This window comes from Peribacillus sp. CSMR9, assembly GCF_033141925.1.
Taxonomy (GTDB): domain Bacteria; phylum Bacillota; class Bacilli; order Bacillales; family DSM-1321; genus Peribacillus; species Peribacillus simplex_A.
Window position 1 is genome coordinate 131,670 of the sequence record NZ_JAOPHO010000003.1, and the last position, 20,654, is coordinate 152,323.

General features: G+C 39.5%; 22 protein-coding genes. 3 read left to right on the forward strand and 19 right to left on the reverse strand.

What is annotated here, in order from left to right; translation table 11 throughout:
- Nucleotides 1–14 precede the first annotated feature (14 nt).
- Together msrB and msrA are read right to left on the reverse strand one after the other, a co-directional pair.
- Nucleotides 15–443, reverse strand: a complete 429-nt coding sequence (msrB, locus tag N9I19_RS03765) for a peptide-methionine (R)-S-oxide reductase MsrB (protein WP_289320205.1) — start codon at nt 441–443, stop codon at nt 15–17.
- A complete protein-coding gene (gene msrA / locus N9I19_RS03770; RefSeq protein ID WP_410860975.1) occupies nt 433–924 on the reverse strand; it encodes a peptide-methionine (S)-S-oxide reductase MsrA in 492 nt (163 codons plus the stop codon). The genes msrB and msrA overlap by 11 nt, the downstream gene beginning before the upstream one ends.
- Nucleotides 925–1,145: 221 nt before the next feature.
- On the opposite strand from msrA, the gene N9I19_RS03775 reads away from it, so the two are divergent.
- On the forward strand, nt 1,146–1,886 hold the full coding sequence (locus N9I19_RS03775; RefSeq protein ID WP_317777012.1) for a DUF4397 domain-containing protein: 741 nt from the start codon (nt 1,146–1,148) through the stop codon (nt 1,884–1,886).
- Nucleotides 1,887–1,940: 54 nt separating this feature from the next.
- On the opposite strand, the gene N9I19_RS03780 is transcribed toward N9I19_RS03775, so the two are convergent.
- From N9I19_RS03780 to N9I19_RS03830, 11 genes are all read right to left on the reverse strand, one after another.
- Nucleotides 1,941–2,525: a YpmS family protein gene (locus tag N9I19_RS03780; RefSeq protein ID WP_125163537.1), complete on the reverse strand. Its 585-nt coding sequence runs from the start codon at nt 2,523–2,525 to the stop codon at nt 1,941–1,943.
- Nucleotides 2,522–3,364 (reverse strand): SGNH/GDSL hydrolase family protein, encoded by an 843-nt coding sequence (locus N9I19_RS03785; protein WP_317777013.1) that lies wholly within the window; start codon nt 3,362–3,364, stop codon nt 2,522–2,524. The genes N9I19_RS03780 and N9I19_RS03785 overlap by 4 nt, the downstream gene beginning before the upstream one ends.
- A gap of 273 nt (nt 3,365–3,637) precedes the next feature.
- The gene (locus N9I19_RS03790) at nt 3,638–4,228 is read right to left on the reverse strand and encodes an SCO family protein (protein ID WP_317777014.1); all 591 of its coding nucleotides are present in this window, start codon (nt 4,226–4,228) and stop codon (nt 3,638–3,640) included.
- Between the two features lie 152 nt (nt 4,229–4,380).
- Nucleotides 4,381–5,223, reverse strand: a complete 843-nt coding sequence (locus tag N9I19_RS03795; protein ID WP_317777015.1) for a DegV family protein — start codon at nt 5,221–5,223, stop codon at nt 4,381–4,383.
- Nucleotides 5,224–5,411: 188 nt separating this feature from the next.
- The gene (locus tag N9I19_RS03800) at nt 5,412–5,762 is read right to left on the reverse strand and encodes a DUF2535 family protein (protein ID WP_317777016.1); all 351 of its coding nucleotides are present in this window, start codon (nt 5,760–5,762) and stop codon (nt 5,412–5,414) included.
- Nucleotides 5,763–7,095: 1,333 nt separating this feature from the next.
- The gene (tatC, locus tag N9I19_RS03805) at nt 7,096–7,848 is read right to left on the reverse strand and encodes a twin-arginine translocase subunit TatC (RefSeq protein ID WP_317777017.1); all 753 of its coding nucleotides are present in this window, start codon (nt 7,846–7,848) and stop codon (nt 7,096–7,098) included.
- Nucleotides 7,849–7,933: 85 nt separating this feature from the next.
- Nucleotides 7,934–8,125 carry a twin-arginine translocase TatA/TatE family subunit gene (locus tag N9I19_RS03810; RefSeq protein ID WP_061463624.1) on the reverse strand — a complete coding sequence of 64 codons (192 nt, stop codon included), beginning with the start codon at nt 8,123–8,125 and terminating at the stop codon, nt 7,934–7,936.
- A gap of 192 nt (nt 8,126–8,317) precedes the next feature.
- Complete coding sequence (gene ilvA / locus N9I19_RS03815; RefSeq protein WP_125163544.1) at nt 8,318–9,586, reverse strand: threonine ammonia-lyase IlvA; 1,269 nt, start codon at nt 9,584–9,586, stop codon at nt 8,318–8,320.
- Nucleotides 9,587–9,735: 149 nt separating this feature from the next.
- A complete protein-coding gene (locus N9I19_RS03820; RefSeq protein ID WP_125163545.1) occupies nt 9,736–10,221 on the reverse strand; it encodes a dihydrofolate reductase in 486 nt (161 codons plus the stop codon).
- The gene (locus N9I19_RS03825; protein ID WP_061463631.1) at nt 10,218–11,012 is read right to left on the reverse strand and encodes a thymidylate synthase; all 795 of its coding nucleotides are present in this window, start codon (nt 11,010–11,012) and stop codon (nt 10,218–10,220) included. Before N9I19_RS03825 ends, N9I19_RS03820 begins: the two co-directional genes overlap by 4 nt.
- Nucleotides 11,013–11,069: 57 nt before the next feature.
- A complete protein-coding gene (locus N9I19_RS03830) occupies nt 11,070–11,780 on the reverse strand; it encodes an anthrax toxin lethal factor-related metalloendopeptidase (RefSeq protein ID WP_286141010.1) in 711 nt (236 codons plus the stop codon).
- 222 nt (nt 11,781–12,002) lie between these two features.
- Between N9I19_RS03830 and N9I19_RS03835 the strand changes: the two genes are divergently transcribed.
- Complete coding sequence (locus N9I19_RS03835) at nt 12,003–12,257, forward strand: hypothetical protein (RefSeq protein WP_317777018.1); 255 nt, start codon at nt 12,003–12,005, stop codon at nt 12,255–12,257.
- A gap of 22 nt (nt 12,258–12,279) precedes the next feature.
- Here the strand turns inward: N9I19_RS03835 and N9I19_RS03840 are convergent, their stop codons facing one another.
- Entirely contained in the window at nt 12,280–13,050 is a 771-nt protein-coding gene (locus tag N9I19_RS03840; RefSeq protein ID WP_317777019.1) for a TerC family protein, read from the reverse strand.
- Nucleotides 13,051–13,247: 197 nt separating this feature from the next.
- Nucleotides 13,248–13,865, reverse strand: a complete 618-nt coding sequence (locus N9I19_RS03845) for a YpjP family protein (protein WP_317777020.1) — start codon at nt 13,863–13,865, stop codon at nt 13,248–13,250.
- A gap of 436 nt (nt 13,866–14,301) precedes the next feature.
- Between N9I19_RS03845 and ggt the strand changes: the two genes are divergently transcribed.
- Nucleotides 14,302–15,990 (forward strand): gamma-glutamyltransferase, encoded by a 1,689-nt coding sequence (ggt, locus tag N9I19_RS03850; protein ID WP_289320200.1) that lies wholly within the window; start codon nt 14,302–14,304, stop codon nt 15,988–15,990.
- Here ggt and N9I19_RS03855 read toward each other — a convergent pair whose 3' ends face one another.
- The 4 genes from N9I19_RS03855 to N9I19_RS03870 form a co-directional block, all read right to left on the reverse strand.
- On the reverse strand, nt 15,991–16,770 hold the full coding sequence (locus N9I19_RS03855) for a class I SAM-dependent methyltransferase (RefSeq protein WP_317777021.1): 780 nt from the start codon (nt 16,768–16,770) through the stop codon (nt 15,991–15,993).
- Between the two features lie 67 nt (nt 16,771–16,837).
- A complete protein-coding gene (locus tag N9I19_RS03860) occupies nt 16,838–17,275 on the reverse strand; it encodes a BrxA/BrxB family bacilliredoxin (protein WP_089363415.1) in 438 nt (145 codons plus the stop codon).
- Between the two features lie 204 nt (nt 17,276–17,479).
- Complete coding sequence (ilvD, locus tag N9I19_RS03865) at nt 17,480–19,165, reverse strand: dihydroxy-acid dehydratase (RefSeq protein ID WP_317777022.1); 1,686 nt, start codon at nt 19,163–19,165, stop codon at nt 17,480–17,482.
- Nucleotides 19,166–19,488: 323 nt separating this feature from the next.
- Nucleotides 19,489–20,625, reverse strand: a complete 1,137-nt coding sequence (locus tag N9I19_RS03870; protein WP_284470425.1) for a conserved virulence factor C family protein — start codon at nt 20,623–20,625, stop codon at nt 19,489–19,491.
- Nucleotides 20,626–20,654 lie beyond the last annotated feature (29 nt).

Here is a 20,654-nt window from a genome sequence, read left to right on the forward strand (position 1 = left end):
TAGAGGGGTTCCATTCAATCAAAAAGCTTTTTGTATTCTCCGAATCCTTCTTTTTCCAGCTCTTGGAGCGGGATGAACTTCAATGAGGCAGAATTGATGCAATAGCGTAGTCCCGATGGTCCCGGTCCATCATTGAAAACATGACCAAGATGAGAATCGGCAGTTTTTGAGCGAACCTCGATTCTTCTCATACCGTAACTCGTATCGAGGTTTTCCACCACTTCCTCTTCCTTTAGCGGTTTAGTAAAGCTTGGCCAACCGCAGCCTGAATCAAACTTTTCCTTTGAAGTGAAAAGAGGTTTACCTGAAACGATGTCCACATATAACCCTTCCTCCTTCAAGTTCCAATATTCATTGTTAAATGCTGGTTCCGTACCATTATTTTGCGTTACCTCAAATTGAATCGCCGAAAGTTTCTGTTTTAATTCTTCTTTACTTTTCATTTTTTTCCCCCCAGTGATGTTTTATAAATGCTTTTCGGCCTGAGCCAATCGAATATCTTTCATAATGCTCAGGTTGCTTTTTATAATAATGCTGGTGATATGTCTCAGCTGGATAAAACGCTTGAGCTGGTATAATCGGCGTTACAATCGGTTTGGAAAATTTCCCGCTCGCCTGCAGCTTAGCTTTGGATCCTTCCGCAATTTTACGTTGGTTTTCGTCATGATAAAAAATGGCCGTTTGATAAGAACTTCCCCGGTCATGAAACTGCCCTCCAGCATCTGTCGGGTCAATTTGCTGCCAAAACATCTCGATTATTTTTTCATATGGATATACGCTTGGATCAAAGGTGATCTGAACAGCCTCATAATGTCCCGTGGTTTCAGAACAAACTTCTTTGTAAGTAGGATTTTCCGTAGTCCCGCCCGTATAACCCGAGATAACGGATTCGATGCCAGGCTGCTCATCGAACGGTTTCACCATGCACCAAAAACATCCACCTGCGAATGTTGCTTTCCCTAATTGCTTTGTCAAATGAAAATCCCCCTTTTTTACAAACAAACCATTGAATGCATTTTAACGCTTTTATTTTGCCCTGTAAAATAATATGCCGATAAGTCCCTATTAACGAAAATGGTCCAGACACACGTCCAAGCATATCACCATATGATGAGATCATTATGGAAAAATGAGAGGTGTAAGAAATGAGCGATAAACAATCATATTTACAAAAAGCGATAACTTATGATTTACTATCGTCTTATTATAAATACAGCAATCCGCATTTGCATGATTATTATTACCATAAGCATTTGAAAAGTCTCGAAAAAGAAACACAACAATTGAGATTTGAACAAATGAATGTCATACTGCCTGCACAAGTTCGCATTATTCATGCTGCCCCAACAGCTCCATCGTTTGATGTTTATTTAAATGAAATGCGTATTCTTAAAAATTTCTCATTTAAAGAGAACAATGATTATTCGACATTCCCCCCTGGCAATTACCAATTGGATATATACCGCAGCGGGCAAGGCACCTCACTTTTGAGCCGTAAAGTGACGCTCGAAAGCGGGAGGTCCTATACCATAGCCGCTACCTTGGCTAACGGGTCGTTGAATATGTTAACTTTCGAAGATAATCCGTTTGTTCCTCAAAATGAAGCCAAGGTTCGATTCATCCATCTTTCAGATGATTTACCGTCGGTAGATATTGCCGTCAAAGATGGTGATGTCGTTTTTGAAAATCTCCATTTCAGGAAAGCAAGCGATTATCTTAATTTACATCCCATGATAGTCGACTTTGAAGTGAGGAAAGCTGGGACAAAAGAGATTGCGCTTCATTTGCCAAATAATAGTTTCTGCAAAAATACTCCCTCAACCATTTATTTAATCGGATTGAATCGGGAACCATCCACGCTGGAAACCGTAACACTCTCTCCATAAATGAATAAAAAACCAGGATGAATTGATCCTGGTTTTTTATTCATCTACTCCCTATCACTGTAATGATGATGGGATGGTCAATAAAAATGAAATGTCGTCATTTTTAAGATCGAATTTTTTCGCCTTGACCCTAATGTCGCTTTTCAATTCCATATCCTGTAATGAGACATAAATACTTTCGTCATTTGGGTTGATGCTTACCCAATCCGGCATGTTATAACGCTCATTTATTATATTCATTACATATGAAACAGGTAAGTTCATTTGTCCGATGGCAATTGATTTTTGCTTTAAGATCAAATCCCCATTCTTTTGGGCGATTGGTTCAAAAGTCAATTTCATTTCCACTTCACGATTGAAAAATGGCATTGTACCGTATAACTCGACTTCATCCGTTAAATATACTTCGTAATGAATGGATCCCGTCAGGCCTTCTTTATCAAGATACTGGTTAATTAATCTTGTCAGATCTTCCCGATTCGTGTGAATTTGAAATTGGATATCTTCTTCGTGGCTTACTTTTGGTATCAGTTCTTTATCTTTAGTCGGCAAATTAACTAAAATCAAAACAAACACGATGACCAGGATGTTTAGGGCTAATAGGGAAATAAACATAGTCTTCCATTTGATATTTGTCATTCTTGGTCATCATCTCCTTTGGCACTCGCTTCCAATGTGTCCTTTCCGATAGTGGTAATATCCATATCATTGTAGATTCTTGTCGCGATTAATTCATATCCGCGGTCATTTGGATGAAAATAATCCTCATCATAAAGCAAATCCTCTTTGGAATCCTTGAAAATATCTGCTATTTCAATAAAATAGGCTGAATCATATTCTTCAATAATCTCTTTCCCGCTTTCATTCCAATCATTCATGATCATATCAAGTTCATAAAAATCTGCGAACCATTTGGAAAATGGATTATATACGCCCACCAGGTAAATTTGGGCATGATCATTTTCGGAACGGACCTTATCGAGTATTTGCCTCAATCTTTTTTCATACCCTAATTTAGCCGAATCAAACTGATTCAGTTCCAAGTTGGAGAAATTCTGTTTAAAGACCTTCAAGATATCATTTCCACCGATCGTAACAACAATCGAGTCAGCTTGTTTTATGTCTTCTTTAATCCTAGCTTTATCCAGTCTTTTCAATAGTTGGTCGGTCCTATTTCCACGTATGCCATGATTAATCATCTCAACGGAAGTAATCGATGGCTCTTTTACCAGCTTATTTTGTAAATAAGGCAGATACCCGCCATTATCTTTACTATCACCGACACCTTGAGTCAAGGAATCGCCTATCGATACGATTTTCACAGGGTCCGGAAAAAAGCTGGCAGGAATTGTTTCCTTTTTACTCAGCTCAACTCTGCTTTTCTGCTGAATAGTTGGCTGATTTGAGGCCGTTTCACTTTGACCGCAGCCTGAAATCCAAACTAGGCATATGAAAAGACAGGTGATTCTGTACCTCATGACCCTCACCTTCCTACCCATGTATTATATCATGAAGAAAACGAATAATTGCAAACAATATACCTTACTTGAGCATTCCTTACTATACAATATGAAAAAGGCAAGGAATAAAAGCTAGTCCTATAAAATTTAGCATGTACTGAGCATGTAAAATCATTCTTCACTTCTCCTGATTCTTCAAAACCACTTACCTCATTTTCACCAGCGTTAATGGGCCCTACCAGAAATCCGTATGAATAGATGAAAACAGAAAGAACAGGTCATTTAACCTGTTCAATAATTCTGTAAAATTTTAATATGCTTAATAATTTCATCAAAGGGAATATCCTGCAGACCTGTATAATCCTTCATGATCTTTCCTTTTTGATCAATTAGAAAAAAGCTGGTCCCATGAATCACCTGATCTCCCGTCTCTGGTTTTTTGACGATTAGTTTAAAGTTATCCCGTGCAAACCGCTCAATTTCTTCCTGACCATAACCGGTTAGAAAATGCCAGTTGCTGTAATCCACATTAAATTGGTCACCATACTTTTTTAAAACATCAGGCTTGTCAATCTCCGGGTCGACAGAAAATGAAACGAACTCAACATCAGATATACCCTCATCCTTCAATTGCTGCTGCAGTTTCGTCATATTGGAAGTCATGGGCAGACAGACCGTCTTGCAGCTGGTGAATATAAAATCCGCAACCCAAACCTTACCTTTTAGATCACTTTTTGAAAAAGCTTTACCTTCCTGATCAATGTAACTAAAATCCTCAAGATCCCAATTTTTGGCATCAGGTACGCCATTGGAACCGCATGCTGTCAACAGCAATAAAATTGATGCCCCCATAGCTGCCATACGCAAACGCAGCTTTCTCATCCCTACCCCGTCCTTTATGTATAAAATATTCTGTTACTTTATTTATTCTAACAGACCAATAGGAATGAGGACAGCAACACTTTTACGAATTTAAGACAATTTTACAAATGAAAGACATCTCCCATACGCAATTTCATGCAGCTTTATCCTTATCAGTCCCAATAATACATGATTGCCATGGCGCCTTCACCTGTATGGGTACTGACAACGGCAGTGGTTGCTTCTATCTTTATGTCTTGATACCCTGTTAAATCTGCAATGGCCTGGCGGACTTTATCTGCGATTTCAAAACCATTTGCATGTACAAAACCAATGCCGCTAATTTTTTTGCCTTGTGTATCTTCTTTGAATTTCTTAATGATGAACTTCACTACCTGTGACTGGCTCCTGGCTTTGGATACAGGATTCAGGACACCATCGTCCAGAAGTGCAATCGGCTTTATGTGCAGCAGTGAGCCGATAAATGCAGAAACTTTTCCAATCCTTCCGCCTTTAACGAGGTTATCAAGTGTTTCTATGACAATGATTAAACTTGACTGCTTTTTAATGTGTTTCAAGCGATCGATTATCTCTGCTACGGATTTCCCTTCCTTCGCCATCTTCGCTGCCTCGATCACCTGGAATGACATTGCTTTTGAAATGAATTTCGAGTCAAAAACGGTAACCTTCGATTCAGACATGCTTGCTGCACTTTCCGCTGAGCGTACAGTGCCGCTCATGCCACCTGTCATATGAATGGAAATAATCTCACTGCCGTCTTTTCCAAGTTCATTATATACCTCCACAAAGGTACCTGCGGCTGGTTGTGAGCTTTTTGGAAGTTCTTTTGATTGGTTCATCCTTTTCAGGAATTCTTCTTGTTCTATTTCAACCTTATCCAAAAAAGTTTCCCCATCTATATAGATCGATAAAGGAACCATTGTTATATCATAATATTCTAGTTCTTCCGGTGTCATATCAACTGTTGAGTCTGTTACTATTTTTACTTTATTCATGATTACACATCCCTAATTAACATTCTATTGTATTATACCTATTAAAGGTACGCATTCAAACCAAATACTCATCTATTGAAATGATCACAAAAAAAAACCGACCCATGAGCTAACCCGAACGCATGCCGATTAACATGGCATTCGTGGCATCTCTTTTATCGGAGAAGTTAGCTATGGGTCAGTCCGCATCACGCATTATTGAGTAAGCCCCCAAAGAAAATCTTGTTATATACGGGCCATTTGAGTACGGATGCTAGGTAATGCTTAAATGAGTAATTTTCTTTATGATCTTTATTAGCAAAAACTTTCTTTACAAATACTTCCAAACGCACGGTCAACATAAAAAAATTCGGATCACTAGGCAGTAAGACAGGTATTTCTGAAATTGTAACCTTATGTCCAAAACAATCTTTGAATTCCAAGCATTTGAACATCAATATATCAATCCTCATTTTTAACCGATTGCTTACATTATACACAATAAATCCAAAATTATAAATATTCAAATGTGTAAAAAACAGACAAATCAAGCTTGACATCGATTAAAAAAAAGACCCATAAGTGATATTATCCCCTTAAAGTAGAAAGTGTAAAAAGTCCATGAAAAAACATGGATGTTACACTATTACTTGGAGGGGACTTTATTATGGCTAAAAAAGGGGGATGAATTTTAACTTATTCCAAGGAATTCAAGATCCAGGTTGTCCAAAGTTATATAAATAATTGGGGCAGCCAATCTGCTATTGAAGGAAATATGATCTTAAAAGTAGGCTGTTTTCACATACTTTGTTGCTATTTACCAGGTAGTGAGTTGTGGTTGATTTCCCCTCCAGATGCTCGCTTTCCGCGGGGCGGGCGGTGAGCCTCCTCGGCGTAAACGCCTGTGGGGTCTCACCTGTCCCGCTGCTCCCGCAGGAGTCTCGCACTTCCGCTCCAATCAACCTTATATAGTTTCGTTTTAAAAACAACACTCTTTACGAAAAGAGCCTAAAAGTAAAACGCAGTTAATGGATTGGGTGCGAAAATATCAAGATACTGACGGTTTTTTTAAGACTCAACGGGAAAAAGCAGCGGTAACAAGGGCTAAAAAAAACCTTGCAGGGGTCGGTATCTCGTAAAAAAAATTCGATAGCGTGGAAGAAGTATTGGAATACTAAGGCCCAGGTGCCTTACTTAAAAAAGCAGTATCCAAATCTATCAGGAGGTCTCCTTTTTCAGACGAATAAGTACGAGATTATTGAAGGACTACATTCTCCATTCAAAGTAATCTGGCTTATTGTCATTGCTCAGTTAAATCGCTCTAGCTACTATAGTTGGCTTTCAACAAATACTCAAAGACAATTCCGTCTTTCAAAGGACGATAAATTCGTGAACGGATACAACAGATTAACATATAGCACAAGGAATAAGGTTACCCTCGCATGACAATTACCCTTACGAGAGAATGCTTTTTTGTGAACCACAAAAAAAGAGATGTATACGGAACAGATTAAGGATTCCAATACACATCTCATGTTTATCATCCTAGGCTTCAACAGGCAGGTGCCCATCGGCAGCCACTCTCGCAAAGGAAACTGCCATGACAACGCCTGTGTCGAATCATTCTGCTCTCATTTTATATCTGAAATGTTTTATCTCAATCATTTTCAAATAGAAGAAGAACAGATTCTAGCAATTAAAATTTACATCTTTCCATAACGCAAACGGTTCCAAAAACGAATGAACCATCGAGCTCCGATTGAATATCGAATCTCGATGGTTACCTAGTCTTTTTTAAACTGTCTACTTGAAGGGGGTAAGTCCAATAAGGGATCTTTTTTAAGTGTCCATTATTCGGGATACTGCAGGCCAAATGCATTCAAGGGTCTTTTTTTATAAACCTTCCTCGTTGTTTAATGCTTCTTCCCGCAAACTTTCACGCTTCACCCTGCGTTTATAGACAACTTTAGATAATGAAATACTGATTTCGTATAATAACAGCAGTGGAACCATTACCATAAAGTCTGACATAAAGTCAGGCGGCGTTATCGATATCGCAATGACAACCAGTACAAAGTAAGCATACTTCCTTAGCTTTTGAAGCACATAAGGATTAATTATTCCAATGGAGGTCAAAAACATGGTAACGACAGGAAGCTCAAATAAAATAGCAAAAGGTATCGTCATATTAAATACGAATGAAAAGTACTTATCCGCTGTAAAACTGGTTATGAACATCCCATCGCCCAATTCAATCAAAAATTGAAGAATGGTCGGGAAGATGACAAAATAACCAAAAGCAAGCCCTCCGATAAAAAGCAAGAAAAGCGCTGGAATATAGGCAAGGGTCGCCCTTACTTCATTTGGCATCAAAGCGGGTTTAACGAATAACCAGATTTGCAGAGCAATTACCGGTATCGTTGCCGCAATGGCTACGACGCCTGAGAGCATAAAGTAAATCCAGATAATATCACTTGGTCCCAATACCATCAGGTCAAAATCTAGATCCTTCACGAACCATTTATAAATCTCTTCTACATAAATAAAACTGGCAATAAAAAAGATGACAAAAGCAACAGCTGTAATGATGAGCCGTTTTCTCAATTCATCGAGATGATCGATAATATTTAATTCTTTATCTTCCAAAGTTGATCACGCCTTCATCTGAAAATCCGTATCTTTGTTCCAGCAAAAAGGCGCAAGACGATTCCATCTTACGCCCAGCATTCAATCATTCATGATTTTTTTGTTGTATTTTTTTATCTTCTTCATAATCATCTTTTGTTAAGTCACTCGTGGATTTTTTAAATTCACGAAGTGTCTGTCCAAAAGCACGGCCTATCTCTGGAAGTTTCTTCGGTCCAAAAATAATTAATGCCAATATTAAGATGAGAATTAGACCAGGTACTCCAATGTTCGACATGGATACATCCCCTTTGGTGTTGTAATTATCCCTACCCCGATTATAATACCACTTCCAACCAATTGAAAGAGCACTGGCAATTCGTCATAGAATGGTAACAATTATCGACAGTAAGCCCGGATCGACTGGGAGGTAGAATAAAATGTAAAAACATAAGTAATATTCTATCCTAATTTAACACTTTGTCCATGATTAAATCAATAAATGAAATAAATTACTGTCCTTATTGACTTCAACGAAAGAGAATCCTTTTTTGTTCATTCTTAGAATGAGACCTTCATAATCATTCTTATCTTTCAGCTCAACACCAACAAGGGCCGGCCCGCTTTCTTTATTGTTTTTCTTCGTATATTCAAAACGGCTAATATCGTCATTCGGTCCTAACACCTCATCAAGGAATTCCCTTAAAGCTCCAGCGCGTTGTGGGAAATTCACGATAAAATAATAAAGCAGTCCTTCATATAATAAGGATTTTTCCTTAATTTCCTGCATGCGCCCAATGTCGTTATTCCCTCCGCTGACCATGCAAACAACCGTTTTGCCTTTGATTTGTTCTTTGTACAAATCCAAAGCGGCTACAGATATAGCCCCTGCCGGCTCAGCGACAATCGCATGCTGATTATATAAATCGAGAATCGTCGTGCAGATTTGCCCTGAAGGAACGACAACGATATCTTCCAGGTTTTCCTTACAGAGCTGATATGTCATCTGTCCCACACACTTGACAGCTGCTCCGTCAACAAATGTATCTATGCTTTCAAGTTCAGAAACTTTTCCTTCATCAAAGGAGTATTTCATCGAAGCAGCACCAAGCGGCTCCACTCCAATGCATTTCGTTTTTGGTGAAACCGATTTGAAATAACTTGATAATCCGGCCATTAAACCGCCACCGCCGATAGCTGCAAATACATAGTCGATTCCATCTTCACAATCATTCAGGATTTCTACGGCCGTTGTACCCTGCCCTGCGATTACCTTTTCATCGTCAAATGGATGGATAAAGGAACGTTCTTCTTTTTCACAGCATTCCATCGCCTTGGCAAATGCATCATCGAATGTATCTCCAATCAGGATGATTTCCACATTATCCCTACCGAATAGCTGAACTTGATCGACTTTTTGCCTTGGTGTCGTAGCAGGCATATAAATCTTCCCGTGGATACCTAATTGACTGCAGGAAAACGCAACTCCCTGTGCATGGTTTCCTGCACTGGCACAAACGACTCCATTCTTCGTCTCTTCCTCGGTCAAGCTTTTCATTTTATAGTAAGCCCCTCTTAATTTAAAGGAACGTACGTGTTGAAGATCCTCGCGTTTTAAATATACATTACATTCATATTTTTCAGAGAGCCTCTGATTTTTTTGTAAAGGAGTGTGTAAAACGATCTCTTTTAGTTCTCTATAGGCAATTAGAATATCTTCCAATTGAATCCCCCTATTCATGGATGCAGTCTGATTCATAACAATACCTCATTTCCTTCCTAATCAATTCAATCATTATAGCACTTTACTGACATAAATGTAATTGATTTTTCTAAAAATTCTTTCTTTTGTTCGTTCCATACAAAAAAATCCGATTATGGTCATTTTTCCATAATCGGATTTATCGTTTATTTTTTTTGTAGAATAATAAAATCATGTGCATATCGATTTTTTTCATCGATGCTTCCTGGGTTTGAGGAGATTTTATCCCATTCATTTTCATCAATCACGGGAAAGAAAGTATCACCTTCAAAGGTTTCATGAATTTCCGTTATATACAGGCGATCGGTATAAGGAAGGATTTCCTTGAAGATTTCGGCTCCGCCAATAACGAATACTTCATCCCTACTGTTGTCTGCAAACGTTTTGATCTCTAAAGTATCATGTAAAACTAAACAGCCTTCCGCTTTATACTCCGGATTACGGGTAACGATGACATTTTCACGGCCAGGCAGTACCCTTCCGATTGATTCAAATGTTTTTCGGCCCATGATGATTGGATGGCCCATCGTCACTTTTTTAAAATACTGCAAATCTGCCGGTAAATGCCATGGCAGTTGATTATTCTTCCCGATTACACGATTTTGATCCATAGCGACTATCAACGATATCATATGCTAACCTCACCTTTTATATGGGGATGAGCTTCGTAATTTTCCAGAACGAAGTCCTCGAAGCTAAAATCAAAGATATTTTTCACTTCCGGATTTATTTTCATGATTGGCAATGGTTTGGGATCACGTGTCAACTGCAGTTCAACTTGTTCAAGGTGGTTAGAATAGATGTGGACATCCCCAAAAGTATGTACAAATTCGCCAACTTCCAAATCACACACCTGGGCGATCATCATTGTTAATAGCGCATACGAAGCTATATTAAAAGGAACACCTAAAAAGACGTCTGCTGAACGTTGATATAGCTGGCACGAAAGCTTGCCATCAGCCACATAGAATTGAAAGAATGCATGACAAGGTGGCAAGGCCATTTCGTCCAGTTCCCCAACATTCCAAGCACTCACTATCAGCCTTCTTGAATTTGGATTCGTTTTGATTTGTTCAATCAATTCACTGATTTGGTCGATTTGCCTTCCATCAGCCGTTCCCCAAGAACGCCATTGATGGCCATAAATCGGACCTAATTCTCCCTTTTCATCAGCCCATTCATTCCAAATGCGCACGTTATTTTCCTGAAGGTAGCCAACATTTGTATCACCCTTCAAAAACCATAATAGTTCATGGATAATCGCTTTTAAACTAACCTTTTTCGTTGTAAGTACAGGGAATCCATCTTTTAAATTGAATCTCATTTGATATCCAAAGGTACTGATCGTTCCTGTTCCCGTACGATCTCCTTTTTGAGTGCCATTCTCGAGCACATGCTTACATAAATCTAAATATTGCTTCATGATAAACCACCTTTTCTTCTTTCATTCTCCTTATTTTAACGTATTATAGTCCAATGGTTAATCTAATTGTTTAATAAAATTATAAGTCTCGGGTGCTTTTTGTTTAAGTAATTGATTTTGTTCGAAATTCACATAAAACATGGCAAACGTTTCTGCAAAGTATTCCTCAGGGTAATTGGAAAAATACGACTGTCCAGGGAACAGTCCATTCACTTCCTTACCCCAAATTTTCAAGTAATCCATGTCTTCACGAATCCCACCATAAACTATATTATCAATGGAATGCCCTAACTCATGCAGTTCCAGATTTACGGAGCCATGCCCTTTACCTTTATCGCTCGCTCCGATTTTAACCAATACAGTATGAGATCCCCCCATCCCAGGCACATCATCCCAAGTTGTTTTTTTATTCAAATAACCACGCGGCGTTTTCCCCTTTAATTTAGCCGCAGATCGATTTTCAGTTAAAGAACCATTAAAGAGTTTGATCCTTACACCGCTGTCAGCAGTTTTCACTAAAAGGGAATGAGGCAATTTATCAATGGTTCCTACAATTTTCAGTGCTTCCTTTTCATCGTATTCCCCTTCTGGAAATAAAAATATTCTTTGTAATTCTTTATTATCCTTAAAAAATTCAGCTTGTCTTAAAAGGTTATCTTTGGGCAAATTCCGCCATTTTACTCCTTCATCCTTCGCTAGGGAATAGGAGAGCATTGAGAGGAGAAAGGCAAATAATGCAAGTAAAGTTAACCATTTTTTACTTTTCACAATCTTCTCCCCTTTCTTCATTTCTTATAATCGTTAAGAGTGTATATGTATTTTAAAGTCTCTGAACCTTCCACACTATTATATTAGTATAACATATTAACTTAGTGTAAAAACTCTATGTTTTTATGGTAATTTTGTCGCAGCTCTTCCTTGAGAAGAACCATTTTTCCAGTCTTTTCATATATCAATAGTATATAATTGTATAAGGTTTAGGGTGATTGCATGGAAACCAATAATAAAAAAGCCAGCTTGAATGAGAACCGGGAACTTGCTGATGAAGTCCTTGATATCTACAGTTTGAAAGTGTTCATCATTCTCGACCTTTTTCTGTTCTCCATTTTCTTTGGCCTACTACTGCATCCACTACTCCCTTCTCTTTGGCTTACCTTCTTATTGCCTTTGCTTTTCTTCACTACATTTACCGCCCTTCTTCAATTACTTGATATTCTCCAAAAAAAAAGCAGACATCATTTATGATGTCTGCTTTTTTAAATGGTGATCAACCATGTTCTTTACGCTTTTTCCCTTTCTTCAAATGAAATACAATCGTGGTGCCGAAAATCATTAAAATAAGGGTAAAAAATATCGCAGGCGGGATTTCGATCCCTGCAACGGCAATTAGCATTTTTATAGCAATGAATCCGATAAGAACGTAAGCGGCAGTTTCCAATTCAGGAACCTTATCTATCAATTTTAAAAATAACCCCGCCACTCCCCGCATCATCAAGACACCAATCATCCCACCGGCCAAAAGGACCCAGACTTTTTCACTCACCCCGAAAGCGGCCAAGACACTATCGACGGAAAATGCTATATCCATCAATTCCACTGCCGCAACCGTCCCCCAAAATGTACCAAAGATTCGGATCAACAAGCTGTTGTTACTCATTCCCTGGATATCTTCATCAATGCCAGCTTGTTTTTTTCTTTTATCCCGAAAGTATTTAAATGAGAGCCAACCAAGGTAGGCTGCTCCAATCACCTTCACCCACCAAAGCTTAATGAGGAAAACACCGATTCCAATCGCTATAAATCTAAAAGCGTATGCGCCTAATAAACCATAAAAAAGTGCTTTTTTCCGTCGTTTTTCCGGAAGGTGCCTGACCATTACAGCTAATACCAAAGCGTTATCCGCCGATAGTAATCCTTCCATTAAAACGAGCGTTCCGATCAATCCCCAGCTTACTGGGTCGGATAAAACCTCCACCCACATATGCCAGTCAAAAAATTGAGCATATGTTTGAATGATATTATTTAACAACTCTGACATGATAAAGACTCCTCTGCTACTATACCTGCATAATTAGAAAACCGTATAAAATAACATTGTTCCCAGTAATGTTAAAAACTCTACTTTATTTTAAACACAAAATAAATACGTTGCATGACAACGTATCATTTAATGCCTATTAGAAATTTCATTCTCATCATACTCTTACACATATATAAAATCAAAGAATCGATCCATTATGAGAGCCTTTGTTTACTCGTCCACTCTGGGGGCGTATTTTTGTCCCAATATATTTTCCCTATATCATAATGGGTGGCAAATGAATCATGATGGGTATGATAGTGAAAATCGAACCAATACCCTTCCATTGGTGGATTTTCCTGCCTGACATGGAATCTGATAATATCCTTGCCGCTGTTTGAATCATAAATATGAAAAATTTTCTCGGCCCTGCCCGCACTCGGCTGCTCAGTGATCGTTAATTGCTGTAATTTTTCATCTGGAAATTGGGCAGCCATTTCCGTAATGGCTTCTTCCATTTTTGGTAAGATGGTCATTTTGAACTCATCGCCAATTTTAGGATTGATCTTATCGCCAAACTTCATAAATGCGTTTACCTCTGCTTTATTCAGTATGCCCGATAAAAATTCTTCCCGGTTGAATTCCTCTTCAAGTTCAATCGGTTGCTGTGAAGAAAGGTAGGCTAACCCTTCTTCATCCACTAACCCTTTTTTAGTATCCTTTAACGAATTGGCTTCAGCAAGCCACGCCAGCTCTGAAGGCGTGACAAGACCAAACGTCAAAACGGATAATAAAATGACGAGACTTTTCCTGATCCAAATCGCTGCTTTCAACTCACACTCCCCCTCCTTTTTTTTGTATTATCTTTATATTTAGTATACTTTTATTTTTTAGTAATTACTAATATATAGGTACCCATGTTTTAAAAATCAAAAAAAAGGATATATACCTATATAAACTTTATTAACCCTAACTTTTTACTAAATATCAACAATTCTACATTTTGATGAAGGATTTTGACGATATTTGGAGAACTTAATTAGATTCAAGTCTTTTTAAGGAGGGGTCTTATATGGCTTTAACTACGACTGCCATGGTGGCTTTATGTCTTGTAACATTAGCATTTTTCGTATATTTAACATTTACTGATTAAGAATAAATAAATACCTACGAAAAATCCCTTGTCATTTATCTCCAATGGCAAGGTTTTTCTTTCACATAAAGCTTACATTTTGGCAGATAAAAGGACTGAATACTGGAGGAATCATTTTGGAAAACAACAATGAAAACACTAAAGATAAGGATTACAAGAGGGAAACCGCCACAGGGAAGGCCGGAATGGTCGTTACCGCTCATCCCGTAGCCACTTCCATCGGGGAAAAAATATTACGTGAAGGTGGAAATGCAGTCGATGCGGCGGTCGCCATCCAATTTGCCCTAAATATTGTAGAACCCATGATGACTGGTATCGGCGGCAGTGGTTTCCTTATGGTATATAACGCTAAAGATAAGGATACAAAAATATTCGATGGCCATGTAAGGGCACCTAAAGCCGCGCATCCAGACATGTTTCTAAATGAAAAAGGGGAAGTCATCCCATTTAAAGAACGTTCGATCAAGGCTACAGCAGTTGGCGTTCCTGGAATACTGAAAGCTATGGATAAAGCACTCAACGAATATGGAAGTAAGCCATTAGCTGACCTCATCGAGCCCTCCATTGAATTCGCAGAAAAGGGGGTTCCCGTCAATTGGGTTCTTTGCGATGCCCTTAAAAACTTTGAATACCGATTGGGCGAGGAAGCCCGTAAGTTCTTCATGCCAAACGGAAAACCATATCAGGATGGCGATTTACTGATAAAAGAAAAATTGGCGAATACCTATCGGATATTACAACGAGAAGGGATTTCCGCTTTTTATGAAGGTGAAATCGGAGAGGGCATCATTTCCTGTATCCAGGAACTTGGAGGGTTCATGGAACTTTCTGATTTAAAGGACTATGAAGCAACCATTGATGAACCAATGTATGGGACTTATAAGGATTATCGAATTGCATCATCCATGGCCCCTAGTGCGGGCGGATTCACGGTCATCCAAATCCTAAAAATATTGGAGAGCTTCCAGATCGAACAATATGACGTCCGTTCTTGGGAAAAATATTACTTAATTGCAGAAGCGATGCGCCTGTCATTTACAGACAAAAAGGCATTTCTTGCTGATCCCGAATTTGCCGAATTGCCATTGGCGGGTCTAATGCATGATGAATATATAGCTAAACGCCGCTCGTTCATTAATTTCAAAGCAAGGAATAATGCCATTGACTTCGGAAACCCTTGGATATATGATTCCGTGAAAGAAAGGGAAGTCATTCCACAACCAAATGACGAAGATATCAGTGAAACGACACATTTCACTGTCCGTGACAGATGGGGGAATATCGCAGCATGCACTTCTACAGTGGAGCATCCATTCGGTTCGGGCATAATGGTTTCCGACTATGGTTTCATGCTGAATAACGAACTGACTGATTTCGATTCCATTCCAGGGGGCATGAATGAAGTACAGCCCAATAAACGCCCTGTCAGTTGTAAAAGCCCGACCATCATCTTTAAAGACGGCGAGCCGATCTTGACGCTGGGATCCCCAGGAGGACCAACCATCATCAGTTCTGTCGTTCAAACAATCATCAATGTACTCGATTTAAAAATGGACTTGAAAGCAGCCATTGAAGAACCTAGAATTTTCACTCCAATGGGCCCTCATATTGAATGGGAAGCAGGAATGGATATGACCAGCAAAGGTCACTTGGAAGCAATGGGATTTGCCTTTAATGAAGTTCCCCACTCTATAGGGAATGTCCAAGCCATTCAAATCAACCCTGATGGCTCGAATTATGGTGCTGCAGATTCAAGCCGGGAAGGCTGTGCCATGGGTCTGGACGAGACAGATTATAAATCCTGATCACAGAATGGAAATGAAGCCAAAATGAAATTTGGATGTTTTTCTCTTTACTACCTCAAACCCAAATTCCTCGAAGCGGGAGCTGCGGAAATGGTCTTTCAACACGACTCGCTTTCGCGCAACCCGCTTGGCTTCTTTCATTATTTCCATTGATAAATCCTTACCTTCCGCAAAATGAGTCAATCCTTTGATTCCATTTGATTCCTGAATCGTTTCCTCAAACATGGGATCGAAATATACGACATCAAAATGATTATCCGGCATTGACTTCAATATTTCGTAATGATCCGCTTGAATGACCTCTATTCTTCTCATCGCAGAAATCATCTTTTCTTCTGCATTCTCCCATGTCTTCATTCCATGGTCCACGAGCAAGGCCAAATATTGATTTCCTTCCAATGCAACAACCTGTCCATTTTCACCCACTGCAAAACTTGCGACAATCGCATCAGAGCCCAAGCCCAATGTACAATCAAGCACAGAATTCCCTTCATTTATATCTCCGGCAATGAGAAATGGATCACCTTCGCCCCGAATTATTCTTTTTAAACGGATCATTGCAAGGTTAGGGTGAAAAAAGAATGGTTCTTTTTCTTGGTACCGATATAACTCCATCCACTTTTTACCAAAAACGAGGCAATCCTCCTCATCATGTTCCGATTGGATAGCTCTCACCGATCGTTTTCTTCGCGCTATAAAGGGGATCTGTAATTCTTCAGCTAACTTTTCGGCTAATATAATCGTTTCTTTATCGGCTCTTCCTACTGTAGTGACAAACATGAATCCTACCCCTTCATACTCTTATAAATTTGAAAAGAATGCCCTGTTTCCAGGACATTCCGCTTCATCACTTATTTACTTGACTGAATGCTGCCAATAAATTTTCCATAATAGCTTCCATTGGCTGTCCCTCTATATCATGGCGAGGAATGAAATGTAAAACCTCTTTGCCCTTTAAGAGAGCCATGGATGGTGAAGAAGGTTCAATTCCATTGAAGTATTCCCGCATTTTAGCTGTAGCTTCCTTATCTTGTCCGGCAAATACTGTTACGAGATGATCAGGCTTATTGTCTGCTTGGAGTACTGCTTGGGTAGCAGCTGGACGGGCTAACCCGGCAGCACAGCCACAAACAGAATTTACGACGACAAGTGTCGTACCTTCTACTGAATCCATAAAGTTTTCAACCGCTTCAGCGGATTCCAACTCCTCAAAACCTGCTTGCACCAGTTCCGCACGCATTGGCTTCACCATTTGTTTCATATATTCATCATATGCCATCGACATAAAAAAACCCCCTTGATTACAATTCTTCAATTAGATTAATCATACTATATTCTTATGTGCATATGCAAAAATGACGCTTAGAGCTTTGCAAATTCGGGGTTCAAGTTTATGTATCAATAATCAAAGATTCATTTACGCCGCAAAAAGAAACATGGTAACAGAATCCATTTCATTCTGCCACCATGTTTTAGTATCTTCCTTGAATTAAACTTTCATCACTCCGCCGGAGCTGGCATTCGTCACAAGTTTGGAATAACGTGCTAAATAGCCTGTTCTAACTTTTGACTCGAAGCCTTTCCAATTTGCTTTACGTTTTTCGAATTCTTCATCGGAAATTTCCAATTCGATTTTACGATTGTTCAAATCCAACTCGATGATATCTCCATCTTCCACGAAAGCGATTGGGCCTCCCTCAGCTGCTTCGGGGGATATATGACCAATGCTGATGCCCCGAGATGCGCCTGAAAAGCGGCCATCAGTGATCAAACCGACTTTGGCTCCAAGTCCCCTCCCGACAATTTGGGAAGTTGGTGCCAACATTTCCGGCATACCCGGCCCCCCTTTAGGTCCTTCGTAACGAATGACCACTACATTCCCTTCTTTTACTTTTCCAGTAATGATTCCGGAAAGTGCATCTTCCTGGGAATCGAAACAAATGGCAGGACCCCTATGGTAGCCACCAACTGATTCGTCAACTGCTCCCACTTTTATGATGGAACCTTGAGGTGCAAGGTTGCCAAACAATACCGCAAGCCCTCCACGCTCGGAATGCGGATTATCTAACGGATGGATAACATCCTTGTCCAAAATTTCACAACCGGCAACATTTTCGCGGAGCGTTTTACCTGAAACGGAAAGGCAGTCACCGTTAAAGGCGCCTGGTTTTTTGAGTAACTCATTAATGACGGCACTTACACCTCCGGCATTATGTACATCTTCAATATGATAATCGGATGCCGGAGCAATTTTCGCTAGGTGCGGTACACGGTTAGCTATTTCATTTATGCGCTCCATTGGATATTCAAAACCTGCTTCATGTGCCAATGCAAGCGTATGAAGCACGGTGTTGGTCGAACCGCCCATCGCCATATCCAATGCAAATGCGTTATCAATTGCATCAATCGTCACGATATCACGAGGCTTGATATCCTGTTTGATTATCTCCATCAATTGTTTAGCGGATTTCTTAACGAATTCTTTGCGTTCTTCAGCTACCGCCAAAATCGTACCATTTCCCGGAAGCGCAAGTCCTAAACCTTCTGCCAGACAGTTCATGGAATTTGCAGTGAACATTCCTGAACAAGAACCGCAAGTAGGGCATGCAACTTGCTCGATTTCCTGCAGTTCTTCTTCATTGATATTACCAGCTTGATAGGCGCCCACCCCTTCAAAAACGGATGTTAATGAAAGAGATTTACCGTTTTTGTCTTTGCCTGCCTTCATCGGTCCGCCACTTACGAATATTGTAGGAATATTGACACGAAGAGCTGCCATCATCATTCCCGGCGTTATCTTGTCACAGTTTGGAATGCAAACCATACCGTCAAACCAATGTGCAGATACAACAGTTTCCACGGAGTCCGCGATGATTTCACGGCTTGGTAATGAATAGCGCATACCAATATGACCCATTGCAATTCCATCGTCTACCCCGATCGTATTAAATTCGAAAGGAACACCGCCTGCTTCGCGAATCGCTTCCTTCACTATTTTTCCGAATTCCTGAAGATGGACATGACCCGGAACGATATCGATGTATGAGTTACAAACCGCGATGAACGGTTTACCGAAATCTTCTTCTTTAACCCCTGCTGCCCGCAACAGACTTCTATGTGGAGCTCGATCGACCCCTTTTGTAATCATGTCACTTCTCATATTTGATGTAGACATTTGTTGTACCCCCAATTTCCGCTAAATGTTTAATGATTCAGAATAATATAATTTTTAGTATACTCTAAAAATTCTAACATATTTATAGACAAATGCAACCTTTCAACGTTAAATATCTACAAATATCATTTTACTAAAATAATAGAGAACAGATTATTTACTTTAAAATACTGTATCTCATCGAAAATTAGCCATTTTGCTGTTTCGGAGTTCCACCGGACCACGGGGTCAAGCAATTGGAATTGACCAGCTTCAAAAAAGGCATGCGGATTTAATCACCCGGATGCCTTTTTTGAAGCCCATTAAGTTATTCCAATTAAATTTCACTTTTCATTCGCTAGCCTTGATTCTGTCATTTGCTTCCAAACCGAACCTTTTGCTTCTTCCCCATTTTCTATACGATCAATGGCCATCTTGACCTGTAGGGCCACTTCGAATTCAGGGTCCTGTTCCGCTTGCTTTAGAAGAGGAAGGGTCGTTTCATTTCCAGCTTCATATAAAAACATCGCCGCCCTCCATCTAACCAATTTATTCTTATCCGATAGTGCTTGCGACATTTCTCCCATCGCTTCTTCAAAGCCCAGATCGGATAAACAGTCACCAGCCGTTCGTCTTACTGCTGCACTTTTATCTTTCATTGCTTTGTACAAACTCGGAAGCACTTTTCTATCTTCGATCATACCCAAGTATACAACCGCGAGCCTCCGAATGGAGACTTTATTGTCGGAAAGTGCCATGTCCAATACTGGAATATCACCCACAGTTGGATCTTCCATTTGTTCTAAAGCCTGATATCGCTTTTCCCAACTTTCGTCATTCAGCATTTCTGCAGTCAGTTTAATTTTTGGCCGTTTCAAGAATGTTTCTTTTGTATCCACCATTTCTTTAGCAGCAGCTACTAGCCGATTAATTCGTTCTTCCGGATATGCTGCAATCAGCTCATCCGATACTTCCTTCACGATATCTTCCATATCACCATATCTTACGCCATAATCCTTCCATTTTCGAAGCATGACTACATTATCATCTTCTTTTTGGGCTGCGGCAATGCCCTTTATGAAATATTCCGGTAAGGCAAAACGTTTTTCGTGTTGGCTATCACTTGCTTTAATTTGCATCGGAATGCCTTTGAATTGTTGAATGGCAACCGCTACTTCACCGTAATGTTCATTTAAAACCGTTTGTTGACTTTGTTCTTCGGTTTTTTCCCCGAACACCTGACGGATTTGGACCAAGATATCTTTCCAATCATATTTCGCATTGCGCTCAACCGCTAAGAAATCCGCAACATGATATACCCCTTTCACCCCATCAATCTTAAATAAATCTTTAATCAGCTGCGGTGCTTGTTCAGCTTGGTCCTTCTTATAGTTATTACTTTTACCTGCTAATAACTCTTCAGTTAAATTGATTTTCATTGTATTCGGACTTGGTGTAGGTTCTATTGATTTAATTTTCAATGCGTTTCTCTCCTTTTACAAGACGTTTC

Excerpts from the sequence above, each read along its gene's own strand:
- ilvD (WP_317777022.1), bottom strand. The coding sequence starts at position 19,165 with ATGTCTACATCAAATATGAGAAGTGACATGATTACAAAAGGGGTCGAT.
- N9I19_RS03810 (WP_061463624.1), bottom strand. The coding sequence starts at position 8,125 with ATGTCGAACATTGGAGTACCTGGTCTAATTCTCATCTTAATATTGGCA.
- N9I19_RS03825 (WP_061463631.1), bottom strand. The coding sequence starts at position 11,012 with ATGAAGCAATATTTAGATTTATGTAAGCATGTGCTCGAGAATGGCACT.
- N9I19_RS03800 (WP_317777016.1), bottom strand. The coding sequence starts at position 5,762 with ATGTCAAGCTTGATTTGTCTGTTTTTTACACATTTGAATATTTATAAT.
- ilvA (WP_125163544.1), bottom strand. The coding sequence starts at position 9,586 with ATGAATCAGACTGCATCCATGAATAGGGGGATTCAATTGGAAGATATT.
- N9I19_RS03860 (WP_089363415.1), bottom strand. The coding sequence starts at position 17,275 with ATGTCGATGGCATATGATGAATATATGAAACAAATGGTGAAGCCAATG.
- N9I19_RS03780 (WP_125163537.1), bottom strand. The coding sequence starts at position 2,525 with ATGACAAATATCAAATGGAAGACTATGTTTATTTCCCTATTAGCCCTA.
- N9I19_RS03775 (WP_317777012.1), top strand. The coding sequence starts at position 1,146 with ATGAGCGATAAACAATCATATTTACAAAAAGCGATAACTTATGATTTA.
- N9I19_RS03835 (WP_317777018.1), top strand. The coding sequence starts at position 12,003 with ATGGAAACCAATAATAAAAAAGCCAGCTTGAATGAGAACCGGGAACTT.
- msrA (WP_410860975.1), bottom strand. The coding sequence starts at position 924 with ATGGTGAAACCGTTCGATGAGCAGCCTGGCATCGAATCCGTTATCTCG.
- N9I19_RS03795 (WP_317777015.1), bottom strand. The coding sequence starts at position 5,223 with ATGAATAAAGTAAAAATAGTAACAGACTCAACAGTTGATATGACACCG.
- N9I19_RS03840 (WP_317777019.1), bottom strand. The coding sequence starts at position 13,050 with ATGTCAGAGTTGTTAAATAATATCATTCAAACATATGCTCAATTTTTT.
- N9I19_RS03785 (WP_317777013.1), bottom strand. The coding sequence starts at position 3,364 with ATGAGGTACAGAATCACCTGTCTTTTCATATGCCTAGTTTGGATTTCA.
- N9I19_RS03855 (WP_317777021.1), bottom strand. The coding sequence starts at position 16,770 with ATGTTTGTCACTACAGTAGGAAGAGCCGATAAAGAAACGATTATATTA.
- msrB (WP_289320205.1), bottom strand. The coding sequence starts at position 443 with ATGAAAAGTAAAGAAGAATTAAAACAGAAACTTTCGGCGATTCAATTT.
- N9I19_RS03790 (WP_317777014.1), bottom strand. The coding sequence starts at position 4,228 with ATGAGAAAGCTGCGTTTGCGTATGGCAGCTATGGGGGCATCAATTTTA.
- N9I19_RS03820 (WP_125163545.1), bottom strand. The coding sequence starts at position 10,221 with ATGATATCGTTGATAGTCGCTATGGATCAAAATCGTGTAATCGGGAAG.